This window comes from Albidovulum sp. (genome assembly GCF_041919395.1).
In the GTDB taxonomy this organism is placed as follows: domain Bacteria; phylum Pseudomonadota; class Alphaproteobacteria; order Rhodobacterales; family Rhodobacteraceae; genus Albidovulum.
Map to the genome: position 1 here is coordinate 1 of NZ_JAYRTX010000125.1, position 7,327 is coordinate 7,327.

8 protein-coding genes and 1 pseudogene are annotated in these 7,327 nt (G+C 65.2%); 3 read left to right on the forward strand and 6 right to left on the reverse strand.

Annotated features, from left to right (window positions below; genetic code table 11):
• The 4 genes and pseudogenes from ACMUOO_RS15670 to rpmI all read right to left on the reverse strand — a co-directional run.
• Positions 1-336 (reverse strand): annotated as a pseudogene (locus ACMUOO_RS15670) (phenylalanine--tRNA ligase subunit beta); the annotation flags it as partial.
• A 568-nt stretch (positions 337-904) separates the two neighbouring features.
• Positions 905-1,987: a phenylalanine--tRNA ligase subunit alpha gene (gene pheS / locus ACMUOO_RS15675; protein WP_413855700.1), complete on the reverse strand. Its 1,083-nt coding sequence runs from the start codon at positions 1,985-1,987 to the stop codon at positions 905-907.
• A gap of 126 nt (positions 1,988-2,113) precedes the next feature.
• Entirely contained in the window at positions 2,114-2,476 is a 363-nt protein-coding gene (rplT, locus tag ACMUOO_RS15680; protein WP_291338034.1) for a 50S ribosomal protein L20, read from the reverse strand.
• A 12-nt stretch (positions 2,477-2,488) separates the two neighbouring features.
• Complete coding sequence (gene rpmI / locus ACMUOO_RS15685) at positions 2,489-2,689, reverse strand: 50S ribosomal protein L35 (protein WP_301917260.1); 201 nt, start codon at positions 2,687-2,689, stop codon at positions 2,489-2,491.
• A gap of 407 nt (positions 2,690-3,096) precedes the next feature.
• On the opposite strand from rpmI, the gene ACMUOO_RS15690 reads away from it, so the two are divergent.
• Positions 3,097-4,302, forward strand: a complete 1,206-nt coding sequence (locus ACMUOO_RS15690; protein ID WP_301917259.1) for an aminopeptidase P family protein — start codon at positions 3,097-3,099, stop codon at positions 4,300-4,302.
• Positions 4,303-4,697: 395 nt separating this feature from the next.
• Positions 4,698-5,654 (forward strand): L,D-transpeptidase, encoded by a 957-nt coding sequence (locus ACMUOO_RS15695; protein WP_301917258.1) that lies wholly within the window; start codon positions 4,698-4,700, stop codon positions 5,652-5,654.
• A 6-nt stretch (positions 5,655-5,660) separates the two neighbouring features.
• Here ACMUOO_RS15695 and ACMUOO_RS15700 read toward each other — a convergent pair whose 3' ends face one another.
• A complete protein-coding gene (locus tag ACMUOO_RS15700) occupies positions 5,661-6,002 on the reverse strand; it encodes a cupin domain-containing protein (protein WP_301917257.1) in 342 nt (113 codons plus the stop codon).
• 133 nt (positions 6,003-6,135) lie between these two features.
• On the opposite strand from ACMUOO_RS15700, the gene ACMUOO_RS15705 reads away from it, so the two are divergent.
• Positions 6,136-6,945 carry a class I SAM-dependent methyltransferase gene (locus ACMUOO_RS15705; protein ID WP_413855701.1) on the forward strand — a complete coding sequence of 270 codons (810 nt, stop codon included), beginning with the start codon at positions 6,136-6,138 and terminating at the stop codon, positions 6,943-6,945.
• Positions 6,946-7,039: 94 nt separating this feature from the next.
• On the opposite strand, the gene ACMUOO_RS15710 is transcribed toward ACMUOO_RS15705, so the two are convergent.
• A partial coding sequence (locus ACMUOO_RS15710) for a hypothetical protein (RefSeq protein ID WP_413855702.1) occupies positions 7,040-7,327 on the reverse strand: 288 nt, incomplete at its 5' end.

Consider the following 7,327-nt stretch of genomic DNA (forward strand, 5'->3'; position numbering starts at 1 on the left):
GCCCCTGATCCTGCCGACACCCAGCGTCACGTCGATGCCGGGGACGTAATCGCCGGGCTTGGCAAGGACGACCGTGATCCCCGCACGCGCATTCGGCGCGCCGCAGACGATCTGCTTTTCGCCCTCGTCGGTCAGCACGCGGCAAACCCGCAGCTTGTCGGCATCGGGGTGCTGCTCGGCATGGAGGACCCTGGCGAGGGTGAACGGCCTGAGCTTCGCCGCGCGGTCCTCGACCTCCTCGACCTCGAGGCCCAGGTCGGTCAGCGCATAGGCGATCTCGTCGAGCGTGGCTTCGGTCTCGAGATGGTCTTTCAGCCAGGAGAGGGTGAATTTCATTGTGATAGTCCCATAGTAAGGCGAAGGAGAAGATAAACCGTCCCAACGAACCCGGACAACATTAGGTAAGCAACCAGCGCCGTCACTGGCTTTCCGAATTGCCTTTGAGCGAGAAACTTGACCTGCGTCGACAACGCATCCGGACAATTGACTGACAGAAGCCGAGGACTGCGTGCGTCAATGTCGATCATATCGACAATTAGAAGTTCGCGTGGTGCGAGCGAGGGTATATTGATCACAAAGTTACCGTTGCTCAGTAGCTTGCTCGAGTGATCTCTAGGTGACCAAAGGTTGTAACTAGTTAAAGGTTCACTAAAGACTATCTCAATGTTTGACGCTGCCTTCTTACCCGCATTTTGGACAAAAAACTTCTCGGTCCAGATTGAGACCGGATCACCATCTTCGAGAAGTTTGAACGAGTGGAAATTGGTGCTAGTGGAGCCCCAGATCAACTTAACCTTTGCGCGGAAAAGCCAGAGAAGGAACGCGCTGGTAAGCGTTATGATAATTGCCGAGATAAACTCGTGTAGAGGTGCTAGCTTTAGCCAAATCTCTGCAACAAGGTCACTCACCGACTCAACCCTCCGGCCACCGTCGGCATATCCAGCGCCGCGAAGCCATAGTGCCTGAGCCAGCGCAGGTCGCTCTCGAAGAACGCCCGTAAATCGGGAATCCCGTATTTCAGCATCGCCAGCCGGTCGATGCCCATGCCGAAGGCAAAGCCCTGCCATTCCGCCGGGTCCACGCCAGCGGCGGACAGCACCTTCGGATGCACCATGCCGGAGCCGAGGATTTCCATCCACGACTCCCCCTGCCCGATCTTCAACTGACCGCCCTCCCACGAACAGCGGATATCGACCTCGGCCGAAGGCTCCGTGAACGGGAAATGCGAGGCGCGGAAACGCAACTCAACAGAATCCACCTCGAAGAACGACCGGCAGAACTCCTCCAGCACCCATTTCAGGTTGGCCATCGAGATATCGCGGTCGATCGCCAGCCCCTCGACCTGATGGAACATCGGCGTGTGGGTCTGGTCCATGTCCATCCGGTAGACGCGGCCCGGCGCGATGACGCGCAAGGGCGCGCCCTGGATCTGCATCGCCCGGATCTGCACCGGCGAGGTGTGGGTCCTCAGCACATGCGGCGGGCGGCTGTCGCCTTCCTCGCGCGCCATGAAGAAGGTGTCATGCTCCTGCCGGGCGGGGTGCTCGGGCGGGATGTTGAGCGCGTCGAAGTTGAACCAGTCGCTTTCGATCTGCGGGCCCTCGGCCACGGCAAAGCCCATGTCGGCGAAGATCGCGGTGACTTCCTCGGTGACCTGGCTGACCGGATGGATCGTCCCCTGCCGCCGCGGGCGCCCCGGCAGCGTCACGTCGAGCCATTCGGCCTTGAGCCGCTCGTCCAGCGCCGCATCGGCCAGCGCCGCCTTCTTGGCGCGGAGCGCCGCGTCGATCTCGTCCTTCAGCCGGTTCAGCGCGGCACCGGCGGCCTGCCGCACCTCGGGCGCCATCTGGCCAAGCTCGCGCATCTTCAGGCTGATCTCGCCCTTCTTGCCGAGCGCCGCCAGCCGGATTTCCTCCAGCGAGGCCTCGTCGCCCGCCCCGGAAATCCCTTCCAGATACCTGCCTTTCAGCGCGTCCAATCCGTCCATCTGACCCTCCGGCCCGTTGCGGACCTTGTGCTATCCATGCCGCCCCGCCATTGCAAGGCGGCAAGAAAAAACCCCGCGGCGCCGTTCCGGCACTCGCGGGGTTCTCCTGTCCCTCGGAGAGAGGAATTACGCGAGCGCGGCCTTCGCCTTTCCGACGATGGCCTCGAACGCCGCCGGCTCATGCACGGCGAGATCGGCGAGCACCTTGCGGTCCACCTCGATCCCGGCCTTGGCGAGCGCGTTGACGAAGCGCGAATAGGTCATCTCGGCATCGACGAGGCGGACCGCCGCGTTGATACGCTGAATCCACAGCGCGCGGAAGTTGCGCTTGCGGGCCTTGCGGTCGCGGGTGGCGTACTGGTTGGCCTTGTCGACCGCCTGGGTGGCGGTGCGGAAGTTGGTCGAACGCGCGGCATAGTAGCCTTTCGCCTTCTTGATGACCTTGCGGTGACGGGCGTGGGTGACGACGCCGGATTTGACGCGAGACATGGGACTGGCTCCTCAGCGGTCGTAGGGCATGTATTTCTTGACGATCTTCGCATCCGCGTCGCTGAGGAGCATCGTCCCCGTCGCCTTGCGGATGAAGTCCGTCGAACGCTTGATCATGCCGTGACGCTTGCCCGCGACACCCGATTTGACGCGGCCCGAGGCCGTCATCTTGAACCGCTTCTTCGCGGCCGACTTGGTCTTCATCTTGGGCATTTTCATCTCCTGGTCAGACGTGAATGCGCGACTCGGCAATGCCACCTGGCCGGCCCCGCAGGGTATTCGAGTGGCGCCCTATAGCCCCGCCGGGGGCGCTTGGCAAGGGGCAAGGGCTTCGGCCGCATTCCCCGGCATCGCGCCGGTCCTTCGCCGGGCAGGTGCCGGGACGGCAGTCCCGGTCCGGTGCCGGTTCACGCACGATGGTCTGACTCCGGCGCGGATGTCGTTTTCAGACTAGCCTGCCGTCGCTCTACGGCGTAGAAGGCTTCCCGAGCCGTGGCGATGGCGTCGCCGCAGGGGCCATGCCCCATCGCTTGCGGGCCGATGCCCGCCTGAAGTCCTGTACGCCGGGACCTTTCGGGGTCTCGTGCTGCGGGCCAGACCCCATGAAGTGAGGTCTGACAATGACGGAACGTCCACAGCAGTATCGTTTTCACCAGGGCGACCGCGTCCTCCCGTTCGCCAAGTCGGAGTACGAGCAGCGGCTCGGCGGCCTCCGCGCGATCATGGACGCGCAGGGTGTCGACGCGGTCGTCTTCACCTCGATGCACAGCATCGCCTATTACTCGGGCTTCCTCTACTGCTCCTTCGGCCGGCCCTACGGCCTTGTCGTCACCGCCACGCAGGACGTGACGATCTCGGCCGGCATCGACGCCGCACAGCCCTGGCGGCGCTGCCACGGCGACAACATCACCTACACGGACTGGCAGCGTGACAACTACTGGCGCGCGATCCTGTCGGTGACGGGCCCCGGCAAGGTCATCGGATACGAGGCGGATCACCTGACGCTTCTGCAGTCGGAAAAGCTGAAGTCGTTCCTGACCCCGTCGAAGGTCGTCGACATCGCCCCGGCGACGATGAAGCAGCGGATGATGAAGTCGCCGGCCGAAATCGCGATGATCCGCGCTGGTGCCAACACCGCCGACGTCGGCGGCTATGCCATCCGCGAGGCGGTGGCGGTCGGTGCGCGCGAGATCGACATCGCCATGGCAGGCCGCGACGCGATGGAGCGCGAGATCGCCCGCCGCTTCCCCGATGCCGAGTACCGCGACACCTGGGTCTGGTTCCAGTCGGGGATCAACACCGACGGCGCCCACAACCCTGTCACCGCGCGCAAGCTGGAGGTCGGCGACATCCTCAGCCTCAACACCTTCCCGATGATCTCGGGCTACTACACGGCGCTCGAACGCACGATGTTCGTGCGCGAGGTTGACAACGCGAGCCTGAAGATCTGGGAAGCGAACGTGGCGGCCCATGAATACGGCATGAGCCTCCTGAAGCCGGGCGCGAAATGCTCGGACATCACCGCGAAGATCAACGAGTTCTTCGAGGAGCGCCAGCTTCTCCAGTACCGGACCTTCGGCTATGGCCATTCCTTCGGCGTTCTCAGCCACTACTACGGCCGCGAGGCGGGGCTGGAACTGCGCGAGGACATCGACACGGTGCTGGAGCCCGGCATGGTGATCTCGATGGAGCCGATGCTGACCATCCCGAACGGCAAGCCCGGCGCCGGCGGCTACCGCGAGCACGACATCCTCGTCATCACCGAGGACGGCAACGAGGACATCACGCACTATCCCTACGGGCCGGAGTTCAACGTGGTGGGCTGAGGCCCCCCGTCGCGAACCAGTTGCGGTGGCGTCACTCCCCCATCCGGACATGCCGGATGGGGGATCCATGTTCGCCCGAACGATTCTTCTGACCCGCGCCGCGCTTCTGCCGGACGCTCCTGCTGCGGCCGGGCCGACCCCGGCCAGACCGGTGGCCCGCCCGGTGTCGCGGGCCGCGCCGGCATCGCCAACCCGAAGACTTGTCAATCGCGCCGCTCCCGCTGCGCGCTGTGTGACCTGGCCGCCCCGTCCGTCGAGAATCCTGTGGGCGGGGCCTTGACGCCGAGGCGCCGTCGGGGTGGACATGTGCCCCAGCGCCGGACAGGAGCCGCGATGGAACGATTCTGTCGCGGTGTCGTTCGGTTGAGAGACAACAGAACGGATTGCATCCTGCCATGACCCTTCATCCGGCCCTGTCCCGGCACCTCGTTGCGGCCCGTGCCTTCGCCCTTCTCTCCGCGCTCGCGCTTGCTGCCTGCGGCGCCCCCGCCAGCCGCCCCGGTATCGACCCGGAGACCGGCGTATCCTCCATTGCGCCTGCGCCCGAGGTCGTGGCGCGCTACCAGTCCGTGCAGGACGTCGACATCACGATCCCGGCGGTCGACCCCGGTTACCTGACCGGGCAGAACCCCCGCACCGAGGTCTACTACACCGGACCTGACGCGCCGGGGACGATCGTCGTCGATCCGCACGCGCGTGTGCTCTACTACATTCTCGAAGGCGGTCGGGCGATGCGCTACGGCATCGCGGTCGGGCGCGAGGGCTACGGCTTTTCCGGCGACGCCTACGTCGGAAGGAAGCAGGCCTGGCCGAGCTGGACGCCGACGAAGAACATGATCCGGCGCGAACCGGACATCTACGGGCCGCTCTCCGGCGGCATGTCGGGCGGGCTCGAGAACCCGCTGGGCGCGCGGGCGCTCTACCTCTATCGCGGCGGGCGCGACACCTACTACCGCATCCACGGCACGAACAACGCCTCGACCATCGGCCGGGCGACCTCGGCCGGCTGCATCCGGCTATTCAACCAGGACATTCTCGACCTGTTCGAACGGGTCTCTGCGGGCACGCATGTCCATGTGCGTTCGGCAGAGGAGTCGGCGATCGCCGAGGATCCGATGGTCGAGAACGCACATGGGTTGATGGTGCCCCTGTCGTCCTTCCCCGAGGATGTCCAGGCGCAAATCCGGGCGGGCAACATTCCCTGGCCCAAGTTCGTGCCCCCGGTCGGTGTGGTCACGCCTCAGTCGGCCTTGACCGGAACCGCGGTCGCCATCGATCCGGCGACCGGGTTGCCGCTCTCGGACGCCTCGGCGGTGACCGATCCCGACGGGGTCTTCACCCAGATCAACTGAGTGCGATCAGACCCGGATCACGTAATCCTTGCGGGTGGTCTCGATCACTTCCCATGTGCCTGAGAAACCGGGCCGGAGGATGAAGCTGTCGCCGGGACCGATATGGTATTCGGTCCCCTTGTCGTCGGTGATGACCGAACGACCCGCGAGGATGCGGCAGTATTCCCATTCGTCGTAGCTGATCCGCCACTTGCCGGGGGTGGATTGCCAGATGCCGCAGTAAAGCCCGTCCCGCTCCTCGACGTTCCAGGTGGTGTGCACGGGGTCGCCCGAGATCACCCTTTCGCGCGCGGGGCGCTCGGTTTCAGGGGAGGTGGCGGCGGGCGTGAGGCGGAGGAAAGCGGGCATCGATACCTCGTTCGGGGCTGGCGGCGGGACGGCCGGAAGCGGCTGACCCCTGATACAGTCCGCGCCAGCCGCCGGAAAGAGGCGTATGATGGACGGCATTTGCAGCACGCACCCTTGTCGCCGGAGAGACGTCATGTCCGAAAGCTCACGACACGATTCCTGGCAGGCGGGCGCCAACTACGACGCCTATATGGGCCGCTGGAGCCGTCGGGTGGCGCCGCGTTTCCTCGACTGGCTGGAGGCTCCCGAAGGCGGCGACTGGCTCGATGTCGGCTGCGGGACCGGATCGCTGTCGGCGGCGATCCTCGGGCAGTCGGCGCCCCGCAGCGTGACCGGAGTGGACGCTTCAGAGGGATTCGTCGTCCATGCAGCGAGCAAGACCGACGATCCCCGTGTGCGATTCCGACGCGGCGATGCCCAGAAGCTTGACGTTCCGGCGGAAAGCTTCGACGCGGCCGTCTCCGGCCTTGTCCTGAACTTCGTGCCCGGCCGTTCCGCGATGCTGCGCGAGATGGCCCGCGTTGTCCGTCCCGGCGGGCGGCTCGGCTTCTTCGTCTGGGACTATCCGGGCGGCGGCGTCCGGTTCATGCGCGAATTCTGGCGCGCCGCGAGCGCGCTCGACCCCGCCGCGCAAGATCTGACCGAGGACAAGAGGTTCCCCGACTGCACCGAGGCCCGGCTGCGCGATCTTGCGGTTAGGGTTTGGGGGATGGAGGTGGAGTCGACGGCGCTTGTCATCGACACGCGGTTTGCCGATTTCACCGATTACTGGACGCCCTTCACCCTCGGCGCCGGTCCCGCGCCGGGCTACTGCGCCGCCTTGCCGCCCGATCGCCGCGAGGCGCTGCGCCGGAAGCTGGAAAGCGACCTGCCGGCGGAACCGGACGGCGGCATCGCCCTGACCGCGCGGGCCTGGGCGGTGAAGGCGGTGAAGTCGTCCTAGCTGCCCAAGACCCGGCCGGTGCGAAGCGGTCGGTTCGGAATGCGGCGGCGAGGGTGAGGCGGAGGGAGTTGGGAATGGGGAAAGTCGTCCTTGGTCAGAGCGGCCCGTTGTAGACACCTGAAAGAAGAATTTGTGCGGCATAGAGAGAAAGCCAGAGCGCGCCCAAAAGCAGCCCGCGCACCGCGTAGTTCCGTATGCCGTAGATGATCATCGATACGGCGGCATAGGATGCGACGAGAAGCGCGGTGGTCGAGCCAAGCACTTGCAGCAGACGCCCGGCGTCCACGAGCCTGATCGGATTGAAAAGCCACAGGAGGATTGACCAACCGCCGATCGGCAGGGCGTAAAACAGCCCTACAGGCGCCAGCATTCCAAAGAGACC

Excerpts from the sequence above, each read along its gene's own strand:
- rplT (WP_291338034.1), bottom strand. The coding sequence starts at position 2,476 with ATGTCTCGCGTCAAATCCGGCGTCGTCACCCACGCCCGTCACCGCAAG.
- ACMUOO_RS15690 (WP_301917259.1), top strand. The coding sequence starts at position 3,097 with ATGACGGAACGTCCACAGCAGTATCGTTTTCACCAGGGCGACCGCGTC.
- pheS (WP_413855700.1), bottom strand. The coding sequence starts at position 1,987 with ATGGACGGATTGGACGCGCTGAAAGGCAGGTATCTGGAAGGGATTTCC.
- ACMUOO_RS15700 (WP_301917257.1), bottom strand. The coding sequence starts at position 6,002 with ATGCCCGCTTTCCTCCGCCTCACGCCCGCCGCCACCTCCCCTGAAACC.
- ACMUOO_RS15695 (WP_301917258.1), top strand. The coding sequence starts at position 4,698 with ATGACCCTTCATCCGGCCCTGTCCCGGCACCTCGTTGCGGCCCGTGCC.
- ACMUOO_RS15705 (WP_413855701.1), top strand. The coding sequence starts at position 6,136 with ATGTCCGAAAGCTCACGACACGATTCCTGGCAGGCGGGCGCCAACTAC.
- rpmI (WP_301917260.1), bottom strand. The coding sequence starts at position 2,689 with ATGCCCAAGATGAAGACCAAGTCGGCCGCGAAGAAGCGGTTCAAGATG.